Origin of the sequence: Streptomyces lasiicapitis, from assembly GCF_014646335.1 — a bacterium.
GTDB lineage: Bacteria > Actinomycetota > Actinomycetes > Streptomycetales > Streptomycetaceae > Streptomyces > Streptomyces lasiicapitis.
In genome coordinates, this window is sequence record NZ_BMNG01000003.1 from 541612 (window position 1) to 564789 (window position 23178).

Here is a 23178-nt window from a genome sequence, read left to right on the forward strand (position 1 = left end):
CGGAGCCGCCGCAATCACCTCGGCCGCCGATGCCCGAGCCACCTCGCCGCCCGGCCCCGGAGTCGCCGCAGCCACCTCGGCCGCCGATGCCCGAGCCACCTCGCCGCTCCGCCCCGGAGCCGCCGCAATCACCTCAGCCTCCGACGTCCGAGTCGCCCCTGCGTCCGGCCTCGGCACCACCCCAGCCCGCGCCCCCCGAGCCACCGCGCCCCGTGCCCCCCGAGCGGCAACCGGCCCCCGAGCCACCGCACCCCTCAGCCTCTCCGGCACCCGCGCCACCCCGTCGGCCCGCGCCCGAGCCGCCCCGCCAACCGACCGCCGCGCCACCCCACCGCCCCGTTGCCCCGCCGCCCCACGACCCTCCCGCCTACCGGGCCCCCGCCCCCTGGGTGCCCTCCGCCGGAGCCGCCGGGCCCGTGACGTTTCCCCCTGCGCGGAAGCCGGAGCCCGAGCCCGAACCGGAGGCCGAAGGCGGGCCTTCCGGGGCCTCCACGGCGGGCGGGACGCCGTCCAGTGAGGGGAGTTCAGGGGCCGTGGGCGCGGCCGAGGAGACGCCGGACGCGGGCGGGATTCCGGGCCGCGTGCCCGCGTACGTGGGGGACGGGCCGCCTACGTACGAAGCCGAGCCGACAGGGCTGCCCGTGGCGGACCCGGACGCGCTCGGGGAACTCGTCGCGGACACCGTCCTGGACGGCGCCCGCTACGGGACGTCCACGCTGCGCGCGGCGTCCGTACGCGGCGACTCGGCCAGATTCCGCGGCGAACCCCGCCGCGACGCCCTGCTCACCGCCCGCTTCGGCACCGGCGACGACACCCTCGTCCTGGTCGCCATGGCGACGGGCGCCCGCGCCACGCCGGGCGCGCACCAGGCGGCGGCCGACGCCTGCGCGTGGATCGGCCGGGCCGTGGGCCGCAGCCACGCGCGCCTGGCGCAGGACATCCGCGCCGCGAGGCGCGGCGACCTGAAGTCGGGCCTGCACCGCCTCACCGACCGCAGCCTGGGCAAACTCCGCGCCCGCGCCGCCGAACTCGGCCTGGAACCGGACGAGTACACGGCATCGCTGCGCTGCCTCCTGCTCCCCGCCGACCCGGAGTGCCGCACCCGCGTGTTCTTCGGCGTCGGCGCCGGCGGCCTGTTCCGGCTGCGCGGCGGCGACTGGCAGGACATAGAGCCCCGCGTCGCCGACCTGGCCGGAGAGCCGGTCGTCGGCTTCGGCTCGCCGCCCGCCGAGTCCCCCGACGGCGACCGCCTCACCATGGACCTGGGCATCACGACGCCCCCGAGCCCGTACGAGCCCGCGCCGACCCCGCCGCGCGACCCGTTCCGGTTCCGGGCCTCCGTCGCCCGCCCGGGCGACACCCTCCTGCTGTGCAGCGGCGGCCTCGCCGAGCCCCTGCGCGGCGAGCCGGAGCTGGCCCGCCACCTCACCCGCAGGTGGGCCGGGGGCGGCCCGCCCGGCCTCGCCGCGTTCCTCGCCGACACGCAGGTCAGGGTGAAGGGGTACGCGGACGACCGCACCGCTGCCGCCGTTTGGGAGGCGTGAGCGCCCTCGCTGTGAATTCATGGACCCAAAGAGAGCGAAGGGGTGCATGAAGAGATGGCCAAGCAGAACGTCGCCGAGCAGTTCGTCGACATCCTCGTACGCGCCGGAGTCAAACGCCTCTACGGAGTCGTCGGGGACAGCCTGAACCCCGTCGTCGACGCGATCCGCCGCACCAAGGCGATCGACTGGATCCAGGTCAGGCACGAGGAGACCGCGGCGTTCGCGGCCGGCGCGGAGGCCCAGATCACCGGCTCCCTCGCCGCCTGCGCGGGCTCCTGCGGCCCCGGCAACCTGCACCTCATCAACGGCCTGTACGACGCCCACCGCTCCATGGCGCCCGTCCTCGCCCTCGCCTCCCAGATCCCCTCCAGCGAGATCGGACTCGGCTACTTCCAGGAGACCCACCCGGACCAGCTGTTCCGCGAGTGCAGCCACTACAGCGAACTGATCTCCAGCCCCAAGCAGATGCCGCGCCTGCTCCAGACCGCCATCCAGCACGCCGTCGGCCAGTCGGGCGTCAGCGTGGTGTCGCTGCCCGGCGACGTCGCCTCCGAGGCCGCCCCGGAGAAGGCCGTCGAGACCGCCCTCGTCACGTCCCGCCCGTCCGTACGTCCCGGCGACACCGAGATCGACAAGCTCGCCGCGATGATCGACGAGGCGGACAAGGTCACCCTCTTCTGCGGCAGCGGCACGGCGGGCGCCCACGCCGAGGTGATGGCCTTCGCCGAGAAGATCAAGTCACCCGTGGGGCACGCGCTGCGCGGCAAGGAGTGGATTCAGTACGACAACCCGTACGACGTGGGCATGAGCGGACTGCTCGGCTACGGCGCCGCGTACGAGGCCACCCACGAGTGCGACCTCCTGATCCTCCTCGGCACGGACTTCCCGTACAACGCCTTCCTGCCCGACGACGTCAAGATCGCCCAGGTCGACGTGCGCCCCGAACGGCTCGGCCGGCGCTCGAAGCTCGACCTCGCCGTCTGGGGCGACGTACGCGAGACGCTGCGCTGCCTCACCCCGCGCGTCTCGCCCAAGTCGAACCGCCGGTTCCTCGACAAGATGCTGAAGAAGCACGCGGACGCGCTCGAAGGCGTGGTGAAGGCGTACACCCGCAAGGTCGAGAAGCATGTCCCGATCCATCCCGAGTACGTCGCCTCCGTCCTGGACGACCTCGCCGCCGACGACGCCGTCTTCACCGTCGACACCGGCATGTGCAACGTCTGGGCCGCGCGCTACATCTCGCCCAACGGCAAGCGGCGCATCATCGGCTCCTTCAGCCACGGCTCCATGGCGAACGCGCTGCCGCAGGCGATCGGCGCCCAGTTCACCGACCGCAGGCGGCAGGTGATCTCGATGTCGGGCGACGGCGGCTTCTCCATGCTGATGGGCGACTTCCTGACCCTCGTCCAGTACGACCTGCCGGTGAAGGTGGTCCTCTTCAACAACTCCTCGCTGGGCATGGTGGAACTCGAAATGCTCGTCGCCGGGCTGCCCTCCTACGGCACCACCAACCACAACCCCGACTTCGCCGCCGTGGCCCGAGCCGCGGGTGCCTACGGCGTCCGCGTAGAGAAGCCCAAACAACTCGCCGGCGCCCTGAAGGACGCCTTCACCCACAAGGGCCCCGCCCTGGTCGACATCGTCACCGACCCCAACGCGCTGTCCATCCCCCCGAAGATCAGCTCCGAAATGGTCACCGGCTTCGCCCTCTCCGCCAGCAAGATCGTCCTGGACGGCGGGGTGGGCCGAATGCTCCAACTGGCCCGCTCCAACTTGCGCAACGTCCCGAGGCCGTGACCTCCGACGGGCAGCACGTCCGGAAAGACGGAGTGGTTGTGGGAATTAGGCTGGCCGGTGCCGGTGTCCGCCATCACTGAAATACCCGAGGAACCCCTATGTCTGTCGACGCCCGTACCCAGGACAAGGCGCTGCGGCTGCGTGCCCTGCTCGACGAGTCCGTCCTGGTGCTGCCCAATGCCTGGGACGCGGGCAGCGCGGCGGTCATCGCCGCAGCAGGTGCCCGCGCGATCGCCACGACCAGCGCCGGGGTCTCCTGGGCACTGGGCCTGGCCAACGGCCGCCTCAGCCGTGCGGAGATGGCCGAGGCGGCCCGCCGGGTCACGGCCGCGGTCGATGTGCCGGTCACCGTCGATGTGGAGGCCGGCTACGGCCCCACCCCTCAAGACGTCGCGGCCACCGTCCATGCCGTGATCGAGGCCGGTGCCGTGGGCATCAACCTGGAGGACTCCACCGCGGCCGGCGGCCCGCTCTTCACCGTGCAGGAGCAGGCCGCGCGGATCCGCGCCGCCCGCCACGCGGCGACCGAGGCCGGGCTGCCGGAGCTGCTCATCAACGCCCGTACCGACGTCTTCATCTTCCAGATCGGCGAACCCGAGACGCGCCTCGACGAGGTGCTCACCCGCACAGCGGCCTACGCCGAGGCCGGCGCGGACGGCATCTTCGTCCCCAAACTGCTCGACCTGGCGGCGCTGCACCGGCTCGCCGAGAGCACCTCGCTGCCGGTGAACGCACTGGCGGGGCCGGGCGGGCCGAGCGTGGCCCAGCTGACGGAGGCCGGGGTCCGCAGGATCAGCCTGGGCACGGGTGTGGCCCAGGCCGCCTACGCCGCAGCCCGCCAGGCCGCCCTCGAAGTGCTGAGCACAGGCACGTACACCACGCTGGACAGCTCACACGGCTTCAACCCGGACGGCCTGTTCAGCCACTGAGGGACAACACCGCGAGGCCTACGCCGGACGCAGCCGCAGCGTCAGGATCTGGAACGGGCGCAGGGACAGGGCGAGCCCCGCGCCGGACGTGACGGCGGGGTGCAGGGGGCGTTCCAGGAGGTCCGTGATGTCCACCTGGGTGACGGGGAACGAGGTTGTGAGGGTGGCGCGGGCCCGGCCGCCCAGGGACTCGTACAGGCGGACCACCACATCGCCACTGCGGTCTTCCGCGAGCTTGACCGATTCCACGGTCACCCCGGCGTGGTCGACCCGGACTAGGGGGGCCACCGCGGGGGCCGACGCGACCCGCAGGGGGAGGTTCAGGGCGAGTCCCTCCGCGACCGCGTCCGCAGTCCCGCCCCCGGGCAGCAGCGCGTACGTGAAGTGATGCGTCCCGAGATCCGTCTCGGGGTCAGGACTGTGCGGCGCCCGCAGGAGGGTGAGGCGGACGGTCGTCCCGAGCCCCTCGGGATGAGGGGTACGGGTCACGTCATGCCCGTACGTCGAATCGTTGAGCACCGCGACCCCGTACCCGTCCTCGGCAACCCGCAGCCACCGATGCGCACAGATCTCGTAACGAGCTGCGTCCCAGGACGTGTTGGCGTGCGTGGGCCGGTGCACATGCCCGAACTGGATCTCCGCGGCGGACCGTTCGGCCTGCACGTCCAGCGGGAAGGCGGCCTTCAGGACCTTCTCCGACTCGCGCCACTCCACCTCCGTGACCACGTCGAGCCGCCGGCTGCCCGCGGCGAGCCGCAGCTCCTGCGTGATCCGCGACCCGGCTCCGAAGGAGCGGACGATCCGTACGGACGCGCGCAGCGGCCCGTCCTCGACGAGTTCCACCGACTCGGCGGCGGTGAGGTCGGTGTGCCGGTGGCGGTAGTGCTTGTCGAGGTCCCAGGCGTCGTAGTGGGTGGGGTGGTCGGGGTGGAGCTGGAGGAGGTTGCCGCGGCTGCCGGGCGCGAGGACCTCGCGGTCGGCGGCCCGGTCGAGGACGGAGGCGAGGAGCCCGTCGGAGTCGACGGTCACCCGCAGATGCTCGTTGGAGAGCACGATCTCCTGCCCGGTCCGGGTCGCGGACGTCACCGCGCCCGCGTCCCGCTCGTGCCCGGCGGCCCGCGCGAGATCCTGGGCGCCGAACCCGCCGACGTTCACATGCACGAGCCGCCCCTCGTGCTCGACGACCTCGCTGCGCTCGTACGGCGACGCGTTCAGCACCGAGGCCTCGCCGCCGCCGAGGTGCCGCACCGCCTCCGCGGTGAGCGAGTCCAGCTCGGCGAGCACCCGCGCGTAGGTGTCGCGGGCCTCACGGTGCACCCAGGCGATGGACGAGCCCGGCAGGATGTCGTGGAACTGGTGCAGCAGGACCGTCTTCCACAGCCGGTCGAGATCGTCGTACGGATAGGCGTACGCGGGGTCCTTCACGGCGGCCGCTGCGCACCACAACTCGGCCTCCCGCAGGGCGTGTTCGCCGCGCCGGTTGCCGCGCTTGGTGGCGGCCTGCGACGTGTACGTCCCCCGGTGCAGCTCCAGATACAGCTCGCCGGACCACACCGGCGCCCGCTCGCCGTACTCCTCCTCGGCCGCCGAGAAGAACGCCGACGGCTTCTCGACCTCGACGCGCGGCGAGCCCTCCAGGGAGCGCAGACGGCGCGCCCGCTCCATCATCTCGCGGGTCGGACCGCCACCGCCGTCGCCCCAGCCGAACGGCACCAGGGAGCGCGTGGCACGGCCCTTGTCGGCGAAGTTCCGCTCCGCGTAGGCGAGTTCGGCGGCGTGGAGCTGCGAGTTGTACGTGTCCACGGGCGGGAAGTGCGTGAAGACCCGCGTCCCGTCGATGCCCTCCCACCAGAAGGTGTGGTGCGGCATCTTGTTGGACTGGTTCCAGCTCAGCTTCTGGGTGAGGAACCACCGTACGCCCGCGAGCTTCGCCAACTGCGGGAAAGCGGCGGTGTATCCGAAGGAGTCCGGCAGCCAGATCTCCTCCGTCTCGACCCCGAACTCCTCCTGGAAGAACCGCTTCCCGTGCACGATCTGCCGGGCCAGCGCCTCACCGCCGGGCATGTTGGCGTCCGACTCCACCCACATGGAGCCCACCGGCGCCCAATTGCCGTCCGCCACCGCCTTCTTGATGCGCTCCCAGATGTGCGGCTGGTTTTCCTTGACCCACGCGTACTGCTGCGCCTGCGAGCACGCGAACACCAGCTCCGGATAATCACGTGCCAGCGCCGTCACATTGGCGAACGTCCGGGACGCCTTGCGTACCGTCTCGCGCAGCGGCCACAGCCACGCCGAGTCGATATGCGCGTGCCCGGCTGCCGATACGCGGTGGGCGCTGGCGTGCGCGGGCCGCGCGAGCACCTCGGCGAGCTCGGCGCGGGCCGCGGCGGCGGTGCCGGAGACGTCGTGCAGATCGAGCGCGTCGAGCATGTCCTCAAGGGCACGTAGGACCTCGTGCCGTCGCGGCTGTCCCGCATCCAACTCCCGCATGAGCTCCGACAGGACCTCGATGTCCAGGACGAGCTGCCAGACGTCCTCGTCCAGTACGGCGAGGTCGGCAGCCGCGAATCGGTAGATGGGCCGATCGCCTGCCGTCAGGACGTCTCCGAGCGGCGTCGGTACGAAGTCGTGAAGGACGGCCGGGTTGGCCGCCGCTTCGAGCAGCAGCCGCACCGGTTCGCCGCCCCGCGCGCGGGTGGCCACCGGCACATGACGGTTGCGCGGGTGAATGCCCTTCAACGGCACGCCCGAGGCGTCGTACACAAGCCCCTCGGCCTGGAAGCCGGGTCCATCGCCGGTGAACCCGGGGTCGATCACCGCCTCCACGTGCCGCCCCTCCCAGTCGTTCGGTACCTCACCCTCGAGCCGGAACCAGCTCGTGGACCAGGGTTTTCCCCAGTCGCTCCCGGTCTCGAAGGGTTCGTACGCCGCCGCGAGGGCCTCGCCCACGGGCACCGGTTCGCCGGGCGCGTGCCACACGGACAGGGCGAGCGGCGTCCGCGCCGCGTACTGGGCGGGCCGGATGAACTGCCGCAGCGCGCGGTCCAGGCGCTCCTCCACCAGCTGTCGGTCGTCGTGCACGGCGGCTCCTTCGCGTGGTCGCTCACGTGGGTCGATCGGGGCCCGCCGAGGGCCCCTCGGAGGCGAACGGCGGGTCGATCGCGGAGTACTCGGCTTCACTTCCCCTCAAACCATCGGCGCATCCGCATCTTTGGTTGACGGATGGACATGCGTGCCGTCTGGAGGGGCGGGCATGCATTCCGTGAGCGTGTTCGAGTTACGTCAAGAGGCCGGTCGGGGGGCTTGGCCATCGGGTGGGCGGGGTTCATGACGAGACACCTAAGGGGAGTCGCCTCCAGCAGATCCATCGGCGTGGAGGCGACCGTTCCGAAACGAGGGGACGAGCCGGCCGGAGGTGCCTCCGGCGACGGCAGCGTCCAGTTGCGGCGCAGGCTGGGGCGCGCCGATCTGCGGGCCGTGTCCGAGGCCCGGGGGGAGCTGAGGGAGTTGTTGCGGCACTGGGGGCGGCCCGGGCGGGCCGAGACCGCGGAGCTGCTCGCCAGTGAGCTGGTCACCAACGCGTTGGTGCACACCGACCGGGACGCGATTCTGACCGCCACGGTGGGGCCGCGGCGGCTGCGGGTCGAGGTCAGGGACTTCGTGGGGCGCCGGCCCCGGCCCCGTGCCCCCGGGGACGGGGAGGACACCCACGGGCGTGGGCTCCTCCTCGTCCAGTCCCTCGCGGACGCGTGGGGGGTGCGGGCGCAGGGGGTGGGGAAGGTGGTCTGGTTCGAGCTGGACGGGGGGTGAGCCCTCGCGGGTGCGCCCCAGCCCCGCCCCTTCCCGTAACCAGGGGGCTCCGCCCCCTGGACCCCCGATCGGCCTGAACGGCCTCGTCCTCAAACGCCGGACGGGCTGAAACGAACAACCTGGCCGCACCGGCAAGGTCTAGCCCGTCCGGCGTTTGAGGACGAGGCGCGGAGCGCCGACAGGGGGAGAGGGGCGAAGCCCCAGACGGGGAGCGGAGCCCCGTGGCGTCGGCCGCGCCGGCAGTCACCCGAACTGCTGCTCGAGATCCTTCAGTTTCTGCTCGAGGGAATCGAGCCGAGGCAACGTCTGGGTGTCGTCCTCGGCCGTGAGGTCGACGGTCACCGTCCCGGCGGCGGGTTCACTCGGAACGGCCTGCAGGGAGGGCCGGGACCGTACGGGAAGTTCTTCCTGAGGTGGCGGGGAGGGCTGCGGCGCCGCTATGGCAGGCTCCGCGCCGACTTGCGCGGAACCGCCCGATGAGCCGACCTGGACGTCGACCTGCCGCCCGCCACGCCCGTGGTACCCACGGTGCCCGTGACCCCGGCTGATGGCCTTGAGCTGTGCCCGCTCCAGCTTCTCCTGGTCCCGCCGCCGCGTCCGCGCCTGCTCCTTCTCGCGCCGGTCCTCGCGGACCTCCTCGACGGCCTCGTCGAGGGTGCGTACGCCTTCGAGCAGCATCAGCGACCACGCGCCGAAGGTCTCACGGGGCGCCCGCAGCCAGCGGACGATGCGGATCTGCGGCAGCGGCCGCGGTACGAGTCCCTGCTCGCGCAGGGCGGCGCGGCGGGTCTGCTTCAGCGCGCGGTCGAAGAGGACCGCGGCGGACAGCGACATTCCGGCGAAGAACTGCGGGGCGCCGTCGTGGCCGATCCCGCGGGGCGCGTGCACCCAGTTGAACCAGGCGGCGGCTCCGGCGAACAGCCACACCAGCAGGCGCGAGCCGAGCGCCGCGTCACCGTGGCTGGCCTCGCGCACCGCGAGGACGGAGCAGAACATGGCGGCGCCGTCGAGGCCGAAGGGGACCAGGTACTCCCAGCCGCCGGAGAGGTTCAGGTTCTGCCGGCCGAAGCCGACCAGGCCGTGGAAGGAGAGGGCGGCGGCGACGGCCGCGCAGCAGAAGAGCAGGACGTACGAGGCGGTGCCGTAGACGGCTTCCTTGCGGCGGCGCCGCTCCTCGTTGCGCTCCCACGAGTCCTCGCCGCTGCCGGTGGCCGCCTTCGCCTGGGCTTTCTTGCCCCGCGCGAGCACCGCCACCGCCACTGCCATGCCCAGGAGCAGGATGCTGCCGGGCAGCAGCCAGTCCAGCGATATGTCGGTCAGTTTCATCTGGCGTCCCTTGCGTCGCGGTAGGGCGTTTTCGGGCGCCATAGTGGCCCACGCCGCACGGCGCCCAAGGCGGTTTTCCGGCAAGAGGACGCCAAGGGGGTGGTGAATGCCGTACCGAGCGCCGAATACGTCGAACTCATGCGAGAGGGACTGGAGTTGAGTTCGATTAACGCCGTACGGCTCAGGCGACCGCGTCCTCCGCGACCGCGACCGCGGCCTCGGCGGTGAGCCGCGCGACCCGGTCCGCGTCGCACATGCGCGGACACGTGACGCAGGTGTCGGCGGGCCGCAGCGTGTAGAACATGCAGCAGCTCGCGCGGTCACGGGTCGGCAGCTTCTCGCCGCCGGGCCCGGTGAGCTCGCGGAAGGCGGCCGTGCCGACGTACGGCTTCGTGGCGCCCGGTAGCAGCTGCTCCAGCTCGACGGTCGCGCGCTGCTCCTCGCCGAGCAGATGGGCGACGTACCAGAGGCCCTCGACGATCTCGTCCGTGGCGACGGCCCACAGGGCCCGGCCGCGGCGTCGCATGCGCGGCCCGAAGCCGTCGAGCAGCGGGCTCATGTGCTCCGCGACGGCGGCCCGCACCTCGGCGCGCAGCGCCTCCTCGTCCGGCACGACGTGGGCGCCGGGCAGCGCGGCCGCCGGGTCGTCCGGCAGGCAGGCGAAGGAGTCGGTGCGTACGGCGATCCTGCCGAGCGCGCGGTGGAAGCCGACCTGGCCGACGGGGTAGCGCGGGACGCGGCGCTGGAGGAACCACGGCACGGTGAAAAGCAGCGTGACGGGCCAGGCGTAGCGGTGCAGGGCGAAGCTGGCGACGACGTCGGGGCGGGCCTGCTGTCCGTAGTCCTTCAGGACCTGTGCGTCGTCCCAGGCGAGGAACTCCTCGAAGTCGGCGCCGCCCTCCGCGAGCCGCGCCGCGCTCACCCAGCCGCCGCCCCGCGGTGCCTGTTCGTCCTCGGCCAGCTCCTGGACGCGCAGCCCGGGGAACACCTCGGTGAGGCGGGCGTAGGCGGCGCTGACGGGGCTCTGAGCGCGCTCCGTACGTCGGGCGCCGCTTTCCAGGGTGGGAACGGACATGCGCGGGGACCACCGAATCAATCGATCGATTGCAGGTAAGCCTAACCTTACCCAACATGATCGAGGTTTCAACTGCGGTCCTGTCCGCCTATGGTGCTTCTCGTACGTTTCGGACTGGCGGGACACGGGATCGCGGGAGGCACGGGTGGAGCGGGCGAGAGCACGAGCGGCGGACGTCCCCGCCCAGTGCGCCGCCGCGCGCGTGCCGGAGCAGCCGGGGGCGCGGCACGCGGACCGGCCGGCCCGGGGCGAGCACACGCACGCCGAGCCCGACGACACCTGCCCCGCGCCGGACGAGCTGACACTGGGGGAGTCGACCCTGCTCGCACCCGAGCGGGCCGTTCCGGCCCCGGTCGAGGGAGCCGCTCCGGCCCCCGCCGAACAAGGCATCCCCGCCCCCCGCAGAACCGTCCAACGCACCTCCGTACGCGGCCAGATACTCGACGCCCTGCGCGCGGCCCTGGTCGGCGGCGAACTCACCCCGGGCGAGGTCTACTCCGCCCCCGCCCTGGGCGACCGCTTCGGCGTCTCCGCGACCCCGGTGCGCGAGGCGATGCAGCAACTCGCCCTCGAGGGCGCGGTGGAGGTCGTCCCGAACCGCGGCTTCCGCGTCACCCGGCGCAGCGCGCGCGAACTCGGCGAGCTGGCGGAGGTACGCGCCCTCATAGAGGTCCCCGTGATGCTGCGCCTCGCCCGCACCGTCCCCGCCGAGCGATGGGCCCGACTGCGCCCCCTGGCCGAGGCGACGGTGACCGCCGCGGCCCGCGCCGACCTCGCCCGCTACGCCGAGGCGGACCGCGCCTTCCACGGCGCCCTGCTCGCCCTCTCCGACAACCGGCAACTGGTCCAGATCGCCGACGACCTCCACCGCCGCTCCCAGTGGCCCCTGGAAACCGGCCCCGTCACCGGCCGCCGCGCCGACCTGGTGGCCGACGCCGCCGAACACACGGCCCTCCTGGAGGCCCTGATCGCCCGCGACCTGCCGGTGGTCCAGTCCCTGGTGCGCGAACACTTCGCGGGCGGGGACGCCTGAACTCCCAGGGCACGACAGCCCTTTCGGCGCGGCGACCCGCCGTGGTGCTACCGCCCCGGTACGGCCCTCACGCCGCCGGCGCGGGCGGTGTCAGTTGGTGGGCCAGCCACGACGGCACCCCGCCCAGGAGGCGGAACAGGCGGGTGGCCTCGGCGCGGAGGCGGGTGGCTTCCGGTTCGGGTTCGGCGTCGGCGAGGGCTGCGAGGGCGGGGGCCGTGCCGACCAGGAAGCCTAGTTCCTCGCGGAGGCGGAGGGACTCGGTGAAGCCGTGGCGGGCGTCGGCCAACTCGCCCTCGCGCAGGGCGAGTCCGGCGAGGTGACGCCAGGTGAAGGAGAGCAGGAGGGGGTCGTCGTGGGCGGTCGCGCCGGCGTGGGCGCGGCGGTAGGCGGCGCGGGCGGCCTGGGGAGAGTCGGCGATGTGCTCGGCGATCAGGCCGCGGCGGAAGTCCAGGAGGGGGCGTCCGGCGGAGCCGGGGGCGAGGAGCGCGGCGGCCCGGCCCAGCGCTGTGCGGGCTTCGTCCGCCCGGTCTCGTACGCTCAACACGGTTGCGGCGTATGCGAGTTGGCCGCGTTCGCACGCCGCGGCGCCGCGGGCCTCGTCGTCGTCGGCCACCGCCTCGGCCGTGCGCAGGCTGTCCTCCGCCTCGTCCCAGCCGTCCCCGGTGAACAGGCACCGTTCGACCAGGAGCGATGTTCTCTGGACGGCGACGTCCGCGCCCTCTCGGGTGGCGAGCAGTGCCGCCGCGTCGGTCCAGCAGCCGCGCGAGCGCAGCCGCCATACCGCGGTCTGGAGTGGATCGTGCCCTGCGTTCGTTCCGGTACCAGACATGGCGGTATGCGCCACGTTGCCCTCCCCTAGCGCGCCATTGAGCTGTTGAGTCGTGGGCGCATCTCAGCACGGATCGGAGCGCCCGGCCAAGGGGATGGGTGAAAGATTTCACAAAGGAGGGGGAAGGGGCGTGCGGAGATCGCGGGGCGCGGGAGGCGGGCGGGGCCCCCGTGGACCCGCCCGCAGGGCTCAACTCATGCGCAGGGCCAGGAAGAAGTCCAGCTTGTCCTCAAGTCGGGAAAGGTCACGGCCCGTCAATTGCTCGATACGCCCGACCCGGTAGCGCAGTGTGTTGACGTGCAGGTGGAGGCGGGTCGCGCAGCGCGTCCAGGAGCCGTCGCAGTCGAGGAACGCCTCCAGGGTGGGGATGAGCTCCGCGCGGTGCCTGCGGTCGTACTCGCGCAGCGGGTCCAGGAGCCGCGCGGTGAAGGCGCGGCGCACGTCGTCGGGCACGAACGGCAGCAGCAAGACGTGCGAGGCCAGCTCCTGGTGGCCGGCCGCGCACACCCGCCCCGGCCGCGCCGCCGCGACCCTGCGGGCGTGCCGCGCCTCCTCCAGGGCGCCCCGCAGCCCCTCCGCCGAGTGCACGGACGCGCTGACGCCGAGCGTGAGCCGCCCGTCGTCCGCGAGCCCCGCCGACAGCGGATTGCGCACGGCCGCGAGCAGCGAGTCGGCAAGGAGCCCCGGCTCGGCGCCCTCGGCCTCGGCGGGCAGCGCGGGCAGCGGTACGAGCGCGATGGCCTCCTCGCTGGTGTGGGCCACCGCGATGCGGTCGGACGGGTCGGGCCCGGACGCCGCCGGGTCGACCAGGATCTCCTCCAGGAGGGCCTGGGCCACGGGACCGCCCTCGATCTCCCCGGCGCTCCCGCCGTCCCACTCGACCCGCGCCACCACGACCTGCCAGTGCGGCGCGGCACCGAGCCCGGGAAGCAGCACCGGCGCCGCCACCCGCAGCCGCGCCGCGATCTCGGCGGGCGCCGCCCCCGTCTGGACCAGCTCCAGGACCTCCTGCGCCAGCCGCCGGCGCACCGTGCGCGCCGCGTCCCTGCGGTCCCGCTCCACCGCGATCAGCTGGGTGACGCCCTGGAGCAGGTCGAGCCGCTCCTCGGGCCAGTCGCCCGCGTCCGCCTCGACGGCGAGCAGCCAGTCGGAAAGGACCGTCTCGCGTACGTCGCGGGAGGCGTTCACCGCTCCCCGGCCGCTGGACCGAATGGGGAACAGCGAGTACGTCACGCCGTCCACGCTCACCCGGTGCGGGCCGCGGCGGCCCGTGCGGACGGCCGCCAGGTGCTCCCCGGCGAGCCGCGCGCAGACGGCGGCGGGCAGGGCGGGCCCGGCCGCACCGGCCCCGGCGACCGGGCGGCCCGCGGGGGACAGCACCCACGCCCGCAGGTCCAGGTCCGTGCCGAGCAGGTCGAGGACCACGTCGGGGCCGCCGCCCGCCGGGCCCGACGTCATCAGGCGCCGGTGTCGGTCGACCACGGCCGCGAGGTCCCCGGCCCGCTCGCCGGACACCTGGCGCACCACGTGCTCGGTGATCGTCGCGAACGCCACCGACTCGTTGACCGCGAACAGCGGCAGCCGGTGCCGGGCGCAGGATTCCACCAGGTCGGCGGGGATGGCGCCCAGTTCCGCCTCGCCGGCGGCCAGCGCCGCGACCCCGGCGGCTGCGAGAATACGTACAAAAGGCTCGCTGTCCGAGGCGTCCCTGCGCCAGGCGAGACCGGTGAGCACCAGTTCCCCGCCCGCGAGATAGCGGCTGGGGTCACGCAGATCCGTGGTCATCACGCCACGGACGGTGCGATCGAGCTCGTCCTCGCCGCCGAGCAGCCTGAGGCCCAGCGCGTCGGTGTCAAGGAGTGCGCGCAGCCGCATGGTGTCGTCGCCGCCGATCTGTCTCGATTTCACGTGTGGCAGGGCCACCCGGCGATCCGGGGGCCGCGGGGACTCAAAGGCGCCACGGTTTCCAGGGGGAATCCGCGAGGTTACTGAGGCCCGTTCTTCATACGAATCTACAAGACTCGCACCTTGGCCAGCCAACTCCTTCATGGTTTCGGTGACTGACCCCATCGGACGACCGGGCGGTGTACTTGCCCCACTCCGCGTTAACAGCACATGAACGAGTAGTCGAGAGGCGAAGGGCCACCTTGGCCGGAACGTTCGCCCCGGCTCGTCAGCCTAGTAAGCCCCGGCCGGTCTCCCCGCGGGAGCCCGGCCGCCAGGCACGATTCGAAGAGAGAGCCACTCATGGACTTCCTTCGCCCCGCCAGCTGGGAGGAGGCGCTCGCCGCGAAGGCCGAGCACCCCACCGCTGTGCCGATTGCGGGTGGCACCGATGTCATGGTCGAGATCAACTTCGACCACCGTCGTCCGGAGTACCTGCTGGACCTCAACCGCATCGGTGAGCTGCGGGAGTGGGAGGTCGGTGCGGACGCCGTCCGGCTCGGCGCTTCGGTCCCGTACACGGACATCATGGAGAACCTGCGCGCGGAGCTGCCCGGCCTCGCGCTCGCCTCGCACACGGTCGCCTCGCCGCAGATCCGCAACCGCGGCGGCGTCGGCGGCAACCTCGGCACGGCGTCCCCGGCCGGTGACGCCCACCCGGCGCTGCTCGCCGCCGACTGCGAGGTCGAGGCGGAGTCCGTACGCGGAACCCGGCTCATCCCGATCGACGAGTTCTACACCGGCGTGAAGCGCAACGCGCTCGCGCCCGACGAGCTGATCAGGGCCGTCCACATCAAGAAGGCCGACGGCCCGCAGCAGTACTCCAAGGTGGGCACCCGCAACGCCATGGTCATCGCGGTGTGCGCCTTCGGCATCGCGCTGCACCCCGAGACCCGCACGGTGCGCACCGGCATCGGATCGGCCGCCCCCACGCCGATCCGCGCCAAGGCAGCGGAGGAATTCCTGAACGCGGCGCTCGAAGAGGGCGGCTTCTGGGACAGCAAGAAGATCATCACGCCCTCGGTCGCCAAGCAGTTCGCGGAGCTCGCCTCCGGTGCCGCCAACCCGATCGACGACGTGCGCGGCACGGCGAGCTACCGCCGTCACGCCGTCGGGATCATGGCCCGCCGCACGCTCGGCTGGACCTGGGAGTCGTACCGCGGCACGGGCCGCAGCACGGAGGGAGTCGCGTAATGCGTGTCAATTTCACGGTCAACGGCCGTCCGCAGGAAGCCGACGACGTGTGGGAGGGCGAGTCCCTCCTTTACGTCCTGCGTGAGCGCATGGGCCTGCCCGGCTCCAAGAACGCCTGCGAGCAGGGCGAGTGCGGGTCCTGCACGGTCCGCCTCGACGGCGTGCCGGTGTGTTCGTGCCTGGTCGCGGCGGGTCAGGTGGAGGGCCGCGAGGTCACCACCGTCGAGGGCCTCGCCGACTACGCCAAGCACAGGGAGGACGCCCACCCGGGCGGCGGCTGCGCCACCGGCGCGTGCGGCACCTCGCTCCAGGACGCCCAGCAGTGGAAGGCGAACCCTAAGAAGGCGACCGACTCGCAGACCGGCGAGGGCGCCACCAACCCGGACGCGACGCTCTCGCCGATCCAGCAGGCGTTCATCGACGCCGGCGCGGTCCAGTGCGGCTTCTGCACCCCCGGCCTGCTCATCGCGGCCGACGAGATGCTGGAGCACAATCCGCAGCCGACCGACGCCGACATCCGCGAGGCGCTCTCCGGCAACCTCTGCCGCTGCACCGGCTACGAGAAGATCCTGGACGCGGTCCGCCTCGCGGCCGCCCGCCAGGACCGTCAGGGACTCCAGGAAGGGGCGGTCTGACCATGGGCTCCACACGTACGACCGGCGCACCCACCAAGATCACCCAGGGTTCGCAGACCAAGGGCGGCATCGGCGAGTCGACGCTGCGCCCCGACGGCACCCTGAAGGTCACCGGCGAGTTCGCGTACTCCTCGGACATGTGGCACGAGGACATGCTCTGGGGCCAGACGCTGCGCAGCACCGTGGCGCACGCCGAGATCGTGTCGATCGACATCGCCGAGGCCCTCGCGATGGACGGCGTCTACGCCGTCATGACGTACGACGATCTGCCGGCCGAGATGAAGAACTACGGCCTGGAGATCCAGGACACCCCGGTCCTCGCCCACGGCAAGGTCCGTCACCACGGTGAGCCGGTCGCCCTCGTGGCCGCCGACCACCCGGAGACCGCCCGCCGCGCCGCCGCGAAGATCGTGATCGAGTACAAGGAGCTGCCCCTCATCACCGACGAGGCCTCGGCGACCGCTCCCGACGCCGTACTCGTCCACGAGGGCCGCACCGACAGCCACTCGCGGCACGTCTCGCACCCCAACATCGTGCACCGCCAGCCGATCGTCCGCGGCAACGCCGCCGAGGCCGCCAAGAAGGCCGACGTGATCGTCAAGGGCGAGTACACCTTCGGCATGCAGGACCAGGCCTTCCTCGGCCCGGAGTCCGGCCTCGCGGTGCCGTCCGAGGACGGCGGCGTGGAGCTGTACGTCGCCACCCAGTGGCTGCACTCCGACCTCGAGCAGATCGCCCCCGTCCTCGGCCTGCCCGAGGAGAAGGTCCGCATGACGCTCTCCGGCGTCGGCGGTGCCTTCGGCGGCCGCGAGGACATCTCGATGCAGATCCACGCCTGCCTCCTGGCGCTGCGCACCGGCAAGCCGGTCAAGATCGTCTACAACCGGTTCGAGTCCTTCTTCGGCCATGTGCACCGCCACCCGGCGAAGCTCTACTACGAGCACGGCGCCACCAAGGACGGCAAGCTCACGCACATGAAGTGCAAGATCGTCCTGGACGGCGGCGCCTACGCGTCGGCCTCCCCGGCGGTCGTCGGCAACGCCTCCTCGCTGAGCGTCGGTCCGTACGTGATCGAGGACGTCGACATCGAGGCGATCGCGCTCTACACCAACAACCCGCCCTGCGGCGCCATGCGCGGCTTCGGCGCGGTCCAGGCGTGCTTCGCGTACGAGGCCCAAATGGACAAGCTGGCCGCGAAGTTGGGCATGGACCCGGTCGAGCTGCGCCAGCTCAACGCCATGGAGCAGGGCACGCTGCTGCCGACCGGTCAGGTCGTGGACTCCCCGGCGCCCGTCGCCGAGATCCTGCGCCGCGTCAAGGCCCGCCCGCTGCCGCCCGAGCGCCAGTGGGAGAGCTCGGAGGGCGCGGACGTCCGCCAGCTTCCCGGCGGCCTGTCCAACACCACGCACGGCGAGGGCGTCGTACGCGGTGTGGGCTACGCGGTCGGCATCAAGAACGTCGGCTTCTCCGAGGGCTTCGACGACTACTCCACCGCCAAGGTGCGCATGGAGGTCGTGGGCGGCCAGCCCGTGGCGACCGTGCACACCGCGATGGCCGAGGTCGGCCAGGGCGGCGTCACCGTCCACGCGCAGATCGCCCGCACCGAGCTGGGCGTCACGCAGGTGACCATCCACCCCGCCGACACCCAGGTGGGCAGCGCCGGTTCGTCGTCCGCGTCGCGTCAGACGTACGTCACCGGCGGCGCCGTCAAGAACTCCTGCGAGCTGGTGCGCGAGAAGGTCCTGGAGATCGGCCGCCGCAAGTTCGGCACGTACCACCCCGCCTGGGCCACCGCCGAACTCCTCCTGGAGGGCGGCAAGGTCGTCACCGACGGCGGCGAGGTCCTCGGCGATCTGGTGGACGTCCTGGAGGGCGAGAGCGTCGAGGTCGAGGCCGAGTGGCGGCACCGCCCCACCGAGCCCTTCGACCTGGTCACCGGACAGGGCAACGGCCACGTCCAGTACTCCTTCGCCGCGCACCGCGCCGTCGTCGAGGTCGACACCGAGCTGGGCCTGGTCAAGGTCATCGAGCTCGCCGTCGCCCAGGACGTCGGCAAGGCGCTCAACCCGCTGTCCGTGCTCGGCCAGATCCAGGGTGGCACCACCCAGGGCCTGGGCGTCGCGGTCATGGAGGAGATCATCGTCGACCCGAAGACCGCGAAGGTGAAGAACCCCTCCTTCACGGACTATCTGATCCCCACCATCCTCGACACGCCGACCATCCCCGTCGACGTGCTCGAACTCGCCGACGAGCACGCGCCGTACGGGCTGCGTGGCATCGGCGAGGCCCCGACCCTGTCGTCCACCCCGGCCGTCCTCGCGGCGATCCGGAACGCGACGGGTCTGGAGCTGAACCGGACGCCGGTACGTCCCGAACACCTCACCGGCACGTAAGCCCTCCGGGGTCAGCAGAAGAAGCAAGCCCTCCGGGGTCAGCAGAAAAAGGGAACCGGGGGACTCTCGTCCCCCGGCCCCCCTCTCCTCAAGTTCGTCTCGGGCCGTCCCCCGGGTCGTGCGCCAACGCACCATCCCAAATCCCGCAGCTCCGCGGGTGCCCCTGTGAACCTTGGGAGTAGGCACCATGACCCAGCAGTCACTGGAGCCGAAGACCACCGCTGAGGACGCGGGCTCCGGCTCACGCGTCCCGGCCGGACGGTCTTGGCTCGACCGGTACTTTCACATATCCCTCAGAGGATCGACGGTCGCGCGTGAGGTGCGCGGCGGCATCACCACCTTCATGGCGATGGCGTACATCGTCCTGCTCAACCCGCTGATCCTGTCCGGCAAGGACGCGGCGGGCGACACGATGGGGCAGAAGGCGCTCATCACCGCGACGGCCTTCGCCGCGGCCGTCACCACCCTGCTCATGGGCTTCGTCGGCAAGGTGCCGCTGGCCCTGGCCGCCGGACTCTCCGTGTCCGGTGTCATCGCCTCGCAGGTCGCACCCGAGATGACCTGGCCGCAGGCCATGGGCATGTGTGTGATGTACGGCGTGGTGATCATGCTCCTGGTCGTCACCGGGCTACGCGAGATGATCATGAACGCGATCCCGCTCGCGCTCAAGCACGGCATCACCATGGGCATCGGCCTGTTCATCGCCCTCATCGGCCTGGTCAAGGGCGGCTTCGTCCACCAGGGCAAGGCCACCGCGCTGACCCTCGGCCCGGGCGGCGAGCTCCAGGGCTGGCCCGTCCTGCTCTTCGCCGGAACGCTGCTCCTGATCTTCATGCTCCAGGCGCGCAACACCCCCGGCGCCATCCTGATCGGCATCGTCACCGGCACCGTCGTCGCCGTCGCCCTGAACGCGATGGACGTCATCAACCCCAAGCAGTGGGCCAACGGCGCCCCCGAGCTGCACGGCAGCGCGGTCTCCAATCCCGACTTCTCGCTCTTCGGAGACGTCGAGTTCGGCGGCTGGGGCGAGGTCGGGGCGATGACGGTCGGCATGATCGTCTTCACCCTGGTGCTCGCGGGCTTCTTCGACGCGATGGCGACGATCATCGGCGTCGGTACGGAGGCCAATCTGGCCGACGACAAGGGCCGCATGCCCGGCCTGTCCAAGGCGCTGTTCATCGACGGCGCCGGCGGCGCCATCGGCGGCGTGGCGGGCGGCTCTGGCCAGACCGTCTTCGTCGAGTCCGCGACCGGCGTCGGAGAGGGCGCCCGTACGGGCCTCGCCTCCGTCGTGACCGGCCTGTTCTTCGCGGCCTGTCTGTTCTTCACGCCCGTCACCGCGATCGTCCCGCAGGAGGTCGCGTCCGCCGCGCTCGTCGTCATCGGAGCGATGATGATGATGAACGCACGGCACGTCGACTGGGCCGACCGCGCCACCGCGGTCCCGGTGTTCCTGACCGTGGTCCTGATGCCCTTCACGTACACCATCACCACCGGTGTCGCGGCGGGTGTCATCTCCTGGGTCGCCATCAAGATCGCTCAGGGCAAGGCACGGGAGATCGGGGCCTTCATGTGGGGCCTGACCTTGATCTTCATCGTGTACTTCGCCCTCAGCCCCATCGAAAGCTGGATGGGCGTCCACTGAGGCGCCCGCCCCGCACACGCCCATGGGGAGCCTCTCGGGGAGGCTCCGCAGAGCCCTTGAGGAGACCGACATGCTGGACATCGCCGAAGAGCTGAACCGGTGGGTCGGGCAGGGACGCGACTTCGCCGTCGCCACCGTGGTGGCGGTCGGCGGCAGCGCGCCCCGGCAGCCCGGAGCCGCCCTCGCCGTCGACAGTGACGGCACGGCGATCGGGTCGGTCTCCGGGGGCTGTGTGGAGGGCGCGGTGTACGAGCTGTGCCGGCAGGCGCTCGACGACGGCGACACCGTCGTCGAACGCTTCGGCTACAGCGACGACGACGCCTTCGCCGTGGGCCTGACCTGCGGCGGCGTCATCGACATCCTGGTCACACCGGTCCGCGCGGACTCGCCCGCGCGGCCGGTGTTCGCCGCCGCCCTCGCCGCGGCCGCCCGTGGGGAGGCGGCGGCGGTCGCCCGCATCACGGAGGGGCCCGCCGAGCTGATGGGGCGGGTGCTGCTCGTCCGTGCGGACGGCGGCGGGGCCGGGCTTGCGGGGGTCGCGCACGGGGACGGGCCCCCGGACGAGGCCGCGCAGGGTGTCGCCGCCGCCTACGAAGGCGGGCTCGGCGGACACCCCGAGCTGGACCGGACCGTGGCGGGCGAGGCCCGCGCCATGCTGGACGCGGGGCGCACCGGCACCGTCGAGATCGGCACCGACGGCTCCCGCTGCGGGCAGCCGCTCACCGTCCTCGTCGAGTCCTCCGTGCCGCCGCCCCGGATGATCGTCTTCGGGGCCATCGACTTCGCCTCCGCACTCGTACGCGTCGGCAAGTTCCTCGGCTACCACGTGACCGTGTGCGACGCCCGGCCCGTCTTCGCCACGCCCGTCCGCTTCCCGGACGCCGACGAGATCGTCGTGGAGTGGCCGCACGAATACCTGGAGCGCACCGCGGTCGACGGCCGCACCGTGCTGTGCGTACTCACCCACGACGCCAAGTTCGATGTGCCGCTGCTGCGGTGCGCGCTGCGGCTTCCGGTGGCCTATGTGGGTGCGATGGGGTCGCGGCGCACCCACCAGGACCGCAATCGCCGACTGCGTGAAGTCGGCGTCACGGAGCTGGAGTTGGCCCGTCTGCGGTCGCCCATCGGGCTCGACCTCGGGGCGCGTACGCCGGAGGAGACGGCGCTGTCGATCGCCGCGGAGATTGTCGCCTCACGGCGGGGTGGGAGTGGGGTTTCGCTCACTGGGGCGCACACGCCCATCCACCATGAGGGGGCGCGGAAGTTCGGTGGGCGGATCGGGTCGGTTGCTTGAGGCGGTCCCCGGCGGTTGCCCCCGGACGGGCTCAGATGTCCCGGAACTTGAAGTGAACGTCGGTCAGTTGCTCCGAGATGTCCCACAGACGGTGGGCCGTCTCCCGGTGCGTGGCCTTGGGCGAGAGTCGCACCGGCTTCGGGGCGCCGCGTAGTTCCGCCATGCCGTCGGGGCCGATGAAGTCGCCGCTCTTCGCCTCCGGGGCCGTCGCCGCGTAGAGCTGGGGGAGTGCGCCCCGGTCGGGGGACTGGGCCAGGGGCTTGAGGAGGCGGCCGAAGAGGAACTTGACCAAGCCGGTCGGGGCGGCCGTCTGGAGGTTGGTGGCCGTGTAGCCGGGGTGGGCGAGGACGCTGCGGACAGGGCTGCCCGACTCGGCGAGGCGGCGGTGGAGCTCGTGGCCGAAGACGGCGCCCGCGAGCTTCGACTGGTTGTAGTACGCCATGGGGGCGTACGCGCGCTCGCCGGAGAGGTCGTCGAAGAAGAGGCTGCCCTGCCGGTGGTTCGTCGAAGTCACGTTGACCACACGGGAGTTGTCGCCCGCTGAGAGCAGGTCGAGCAGCAGCCCGGTGAGGGCGAAGTGGCCCAGGTGGTTGGCGGCGAACTGCAGCTCATGGCCCTGGGCGCTGAGCGTCCTTGGCGGGGCCATCACGCCCGCGTTGTTGATGAGGCCGTCCAGGCCGGCGCGGTCGGGGTGCAGGGCGGCGGCGAAAGCGCGGACCGAGTCGAGGTCGGCCAGGTCGAGGTGGCGTACCTCCAGGCGGGCATCCGGCTGGCCGGCGGTGATCTCGGCGGCGGCGCGGTGGCCCTTCTCCTCGTCCCGCACCGCGAGGATCACGTGCGCGCCCCGGCGGGCGAGGGCGTGGGTGGTCGCCAGGCCGAGGCCGCTGTTGGCCCCGGTGACGACGTACACCCGGCCGGTCAGATCCGGTATGGAGGCGGCGTCCCAGCCGCCTTTCCGCGTCTGCTGCTGCCCGTGCTGCCCGTGCTCCTGGCTCTGCTGCTGCGTCATGCGGCACATGCTGCCCCTCGTGACACCGAGTGTCAATGCGCTACCAAGTGCCACGCGAGGCATCGCATGTAGCATGATGAGGTGAGTTCTCGCCGTGAAATCAGCCTGGCCGAGCGCAAGCGTCAGCTCGTCGCGGACGAATTGACCGAGGCGGCGCTGCAGTTGCTCGCCCTGAAGGGGTTCGACGGCGTCACCGTCGACGAGATCGTGACGTCGGCGGGCGTGTCCAAGCGGACGTTCTTCCGGTACTTCGCGTCCAAGGAGGACGTCGTCGTCCAGTTCCTGGCCGACATGGGCACCGGAATGTGCGCGGAACTGGCGGCCCGGCCCGCCGGGGAACTGCCCTCGGAGGCGCTGCGGCACACCGTCTGGGTGCCGCTCGGCGAGTGCGCCGAGCACTCCGACCGGGCGCTGCGCGTCGTCCAGCTCATCCTGCGCACCCCCGCGCTGAACGCCCGCTTCCTGGAGCGGCAGGCGCGGTGGCGCGACGACCTGGCGGCGGAGCTGGTCGGCCGCCTCGGGCTCGACGCCGGGGCCGAGCTGTATCCGCGGCTCGCCGCCGGGATGGCGCTGAACGCGTTCGACGCGGTGCTGCACCTGTGGAGCGGCAGCGACGGCGCCGAGGACCCGGCCGCGCTGACAGACCGCGCCTTCGCCGTGATCGCCCCGGCCCTCGACGCGGTCGTGGGGCGCGGCTGACGTCCTGAAGCCCCGCGAGCGC

17 protein-coding genes are annotated in these 23178 nt (G+C 72.2%); 11 read left to right on the forward strand and 6 right to left on the reverse strand.

Translation table 11 applies throughout. The features are described 5' to 3' along the window. Nucleotides 1–29: 29 nt before the first annotated feature. From IEY91_RS41650 to IEY91_RS07910, 3 genes are all read left to right on the forward strand, one after another. Nucleotides 30–1544 (forward strand): protein phosphatase 2C domain-containing protein, encoded by a 1515-nt coding sequence (locus tag IEY91_RS41650; RefSeq protein WP_229696779.1) that lies wholly within the window; start codon nucleotides 30–32, stop codon nucleotides 1542–1544. A 54-nt stretch (nucleotides 1545–1598) separates the two neighbouring features. Then, nucleotides 1599–3341, forward strand: coding sequence for a pyruvate dehydrogenase (locus IEY91_RS07905; protein ID WP_189173371.1), 1743 nt, complete (start codon nucleotides 1599–1601; stop codon nucleotides 3339–3341). A gap of 98 nt (nucleotides 3342–3439) precedes the next feature. Next, a complete protein-coding gene (locus tag IEY91_RS07910) occupies nucleotides 3440–4270 on the forward strand; it encodes an isocitrate lyase/PEP mutase family protein (RefSeq protein ID WP_189173372.1) in 831 nt (276 codons plus the stop codon). Between the two features lie 18 nt (nucleotides 4271–4288). On the opposite strand, the gene IEY91_RS07915 is transcribed toward IEY91_RS07910, so the two are convergent. After that, nucleotides 4289–7351, reverse strand: a complete 3063-nt coding sequence (locus tag IEY91_RS07915) for an alpha-mannosidase (protein ID WP_189173373.1) — start codon at nucleotides 7349–7351, stop codon at nucleotides 4289–4291. Between the two features lie 246 nt (nucleotides 7352–7597). On the opposite strand from IEY91_RS07915, the gene IEY91_RS07920 reads away from it, so the two are divergent. Continuing rightward, the gene (locus tag IEY91_RS07920; RefSeq protein ID WP_229696780.1) at nucleotides 7598–8080 is read left to right on the forward strand and encodes an ATP-binding protein; all 483 of its coding nucleotides are present in this window, start codon (nucleotides 7598–7600) and stop codon (nucleotides 8078–8080) included. Nucleotides 8081–8323: 243 nt separating this feature from the next. Here the strand turns inward: IEY91_RS07920 and IEY91_RS07925 are convergent, their stop codons facing one another. After that, a complete protein-coding gene (locus IEY91_RS07925) occupies nucleotides 8324–9406 on the reverse strand; it encodes a DUF2637 domain-containing protein (RefSeq protein WP_164319176.1) in 1083 nt (360 codons plus the stop codon). A gap of 181 nt (nucleotides 9407–9587) precedes the next feature. After that, nucleotides 9588–10481 (reverse strand): (2Fe-2S)-binding protein, encoded by an 894-nt coding sequence (locus IEY91_RS07930; RefSeq protein WP_164319174.1) that lies wholly within the window; start codon nucleotides 10479–10481, stop codon nucleotides 9588–9590. Between the two features lie 145 nt (nucleotides 10482–10626). Here IEY91_RS07930 and IEY91_RS07935 point away from each other — a divergent pair, with 145 nt between their 5' ends. Then, nucleotides 10627–11514 (forward strand): GntR family transcriptional regulator, encoded by an 888-nt coding sequence (locus tag IEY91_RS07935; protein WP_229696781.1) that lies wholly within the window; start codon nucleotides 10627–10629, stop codon nucleotides 11512–11514. Between the two features lie 67 nt (nucleotides 11515–11581). Here the strand turns inward: IEY91_RS07935 and IEY91_RS07940 are convergent, their stop codons facing one another. After that, nucleotides 11582–12358: a hypothetical protein gene (locus tag IEY91_RS07940; RefSeq protein ID WP_164319172.1), complete on the reverse strand. Its 777-nt coding sequence runs from the start codon at nucleotides 12356–12358 to the stop codon at nucleotides 11582–11584. Nucleotides 12359–12532: 174 nt separating this feature from the next. Beyond that, the gene (locus IEY91_RS07945) at nucleotides 12533–14218 is read right to left on the reverse strand and encodes a PucR family transcriptional regulator (protein ID WP_189173488.1); all 1686 of its coding nucleotides are present in this window, start codon (nucleotides 14216–14218) and stop codon (nucleotides 12533–12535) included. A gap of 372 nt (nucleotides 14219–14590) precedes the next feature. Here IEY91_RS07945 and IEY91_RS07950 point away from each other — a divergent pair, with 372 nt between their 5' ends. From IEY91_RS07950 to IEY91_RS07970, 5 genes are all read left to right on the forward strand, one after another. Next, nucleotides 14591–15481, forward strand: coding sequence for an FAD binding domain-containing protein (locus tag IEY91_RS07950; protein ID WP_164319170.1), 891 nt, complete (start codon nucleotides 14591–14593; stop codon nucleotides 15479–15481). Continuing rightward, nucleotides 15481–16116, forward strand: a complete 636-nt coding sequence (locus tag IEY91_RS07955) for a (2Fe-2S)-binding protein (RefSeq protein WP_164319168.1) — start codon at nucleotides 15481–15483, stop codon at nucleotides 16114–16116. Before IEY91_RS07950 ends, IEY91_RS07955 begins: the two co-directional genes overlap by 1 nt. Before the next feature lie 2 nt (nucleotides 16117–16118). Continuing rightward, entirely contained in the window at nucleotides 16119–18509 is a 2391-nt protein-coding gene (locus IEY91_RS07960; RefSeq protein ID WP_189173374.1) for a xanthine dehydrogenase family protein molybdopterin-binding subunit, read from the forward strand. 187 nt (nucleotides 18510–18696) lie between these two features. Next, nucleotides 18697–20154, forward strand: a complete 1458-nt coding sequence (locus tag IEY91_RS07965; RefSeq protein WP_164319164.1) for an NCS2 family permease — start codon at nucleotides 18697–18699, stop codon at nucleotides 20152–20154. Between the two features lie 70 nt (nucleotides 20155–20224). Then, nucleotides 20225–21448: an XdhC family protein gene (locus tag IEY91_RS07970; RefSeq protein ID WP_189173375.1), complete on the forward strand. Its 1224-nt coding sequence runs from the start codon at nucleotides 20225–20227 to the stop codon at nucleotides 21446–21448. Nucleotides 21449–21479: 31 nt separating this feature from the next. Here IEY91_RS07970 and IEY91_RS07975 read toward each other — a convergent pair whose 3' ends face one another. Beyond that, the gene (locus IEY91_RS07975) at nucleotides 21480–22457 is read right to left on the reverse strand and encodes an oxidoreductase (protein WP_189173376.1); all 978 of its coding nucleotides are present in this window, start codon (nucleotides 22455–22457) and stop codon (nucleotides 21480–21482) included. Between the two features lie 99 nt (nucleotides 22458–22556). Between IEY91_RS07975 and IEY91_RS07980 the strand changes: the two genes are divergently transcribed. Further along, entirely contained in the window at nucleotides 22557–23156 is a 600-nt protein-coding gene (locus IEY91_RS07980) for a TetR family transcriptional regulator (RefSeq protein WP_189173489.1), read from the forward strand. Nucleotides 23157–23178 lie beyond the last annotated feature (22 nt).